The sequence below is a fragment of the Microvirga soli genome, from assembly GCF_016734765.1.
Taxonomy (GTDB): Bacteria; Pseudomonadota; Alphaproteobacteria; order Rhizobiales; family Beijerinckiaceae; genus Microvirga; species Microvirga soli.
This window is the reverse complement of record NZ_JAERQE010000133.1, coordinates 1-1,612: the sequence shown is the minus strand read 5'-3', so window position 1 is coordinate 1,612 and position 1,612 is coordinate 1. Positions and strand designations below refer to the sequence as shown.

Annotated in this window: 3 protein-coding genes; 1 reads left to right on the top strand and 2 read right to left on the bottom strand. The window is 58.6% G+C overall.

Annotation, left to right across the window (positions count from 1 at the left end):
* Positions 1-297 precede the first annotated feature (297 nt).
* Complete coding sequence (locus tag JKL45_RS29505; protein ID WP_201865319.1) at positions 298-651, top strand: integration host factor subunit alpha; 354 nt, start codon at positions 298-300, stop codon at positions 649-651.
* A 321-nt stretch (positions 652-972) separates the two neighbouring features.
* Here JKL45_RS29505 and JKL45_RS31040 read toward each other — a convergent pair whose 3' ends face one another.
* A complete protein-coding gene (locus tag JKL45_RS31040; protein WP_201865317.1) occupies positions 973-1,245 on the bottom strand; it encodes a PilZ domain-containing protein in 273 nt (90 codons plus the stop codon).
* Positions 1,246-1,358: 113 nt separating this feature from the next.
* Positions 1,359-1,612, bottom strand: a 254-nt coding sequence (locus JKL45_RS29495) for a transposase (protein ID WP_201865315.1), incomplete at its 5' end; no start/stop codon positions are given.

The window sequence follows — 1,612 nt, the reverse complement described above, 5'->3', positions numbered from 1 at the left end:
CTTGTAGATAACGGGTTTGGTCATGCCAACCCGTCTACACGCCTTGTCACCGTGCTCGGGTTAACGTGACAAACCCGTGCCCTCGCCGCCACACACTCGTTGCTGCGCACTTGAAATATTCATACGCAATCGATTACACAAGCGACAGACGATTTCAAACTCGCCCATCCAGTGCTAACGGGCTTGCGTCCATCACACCTACCCTGTGATGGGGTTTACTCTGAGGACAGGCGTTCCTCCCAAACTCGGGCTGCTGGCAACGGCAGCCCACTTCTTTGCCATGAGTGGAGATGCGGGATGGCAGGCAAAACCGTAAGGCGGGTGGATCTCATGGAGGCTGTGTACCAACAGGCTCCTGTCACGAAGGATCACGCCGCAGAGCTGGTTCATCAGGTTCTTGAGACGATTTGCACCACGCTCGAAGCGGGTGAACCCGTGAAGCTGTCCTCGTTCGGGATCTTCACAGTACGCCCCAAGCGCAAGCGCAAGCGCGTTGGGCGCAATCCGAAGACTGGGATCGAGGTCCCAATCGAGCCGCGCCTATCCGTCAGGTTCACCGCCTCACCTGTTCTCAAAGCACATGTGGGCCGAGCGTCTTCGCGCTCATCTACCTCAAATCATGAGAGTAGGCGTCTTGAAGAGGTCCTTTGAGCCGAACCCGAGATGGAGCCGCAGGAGCAGCGCCATCAATGGTGGCTTGGCAGGCATAGCTATCGCCGCCCTCCACCAGGTCTATCACGCCATCTCCAACAACTCCCCGGATATCATCTACGCTTATGTCATTGGCGAGATGGTTGCAGGAGTTGCCGGCGGCGCCCTCCTGTTCACGGCCATCTCAGCTCTTAGAAACTGCCTTAAGCGTAGGCGCTAGGCAGCAGCAGTTCCACATGGCGCAAGCACGAAGACCTCTCACCGCAACATGGGCTACTTGTCATAGCAAATGATGCCGGGGGTATGGCCAAGGGGGCTGGCTTAAGCGATTGGCTCCCCTATAAACTGCGCTCCATAATAACTTCCACTGGTCCAAGCCAGACGGACCCTGGCCACGGTTCGCGCATCCGGGATCGTCAACGCGAACTCTAGAGGCACGTCGGCCAGAGAGGGAATGACAAGCCGCACCCCAGTCGCGGACAGATCCCAGACCCCGCATGCCGTCGGAGTTCCGGTGGTCTCGCTGGCGAACCACCCGTCCAGGGCTGTCGGGAAGCGTTCTGCTGATCGACGCTCAGGCAAGGCAGGACGCATGCGCGAGATCCTTTCTAGAGGAGCCTATTTCTCTACAAAGGCAAGCTGGCGTGAGGATGTTTTTCCACTGGAGGGGTTTGTTGCATTATTGATCCGGCTTGGGAGAACTTGAACTACGCGGCATAGCGGAATGGCTGATGCCCGAAGTAGCTTCGGATCCGCTCGGGCAGCTTTGTCAGCCGGCGCATATGGCTGATGACGGTTCGTTTGAGTTCGTGCTTGCTGCGGGCGGGCGGCTTGCGGGTCACGGCTTGCTTCAGGTCGGCGTTCAGGCCCTCATCCGGGTTCAACTCGGGGCTGTAGGAGGGCAAGGAGAAGACCTCAATCTGCTCCTGGCGCTCGGCTAACCAGTTCCGCACTGCGCGGG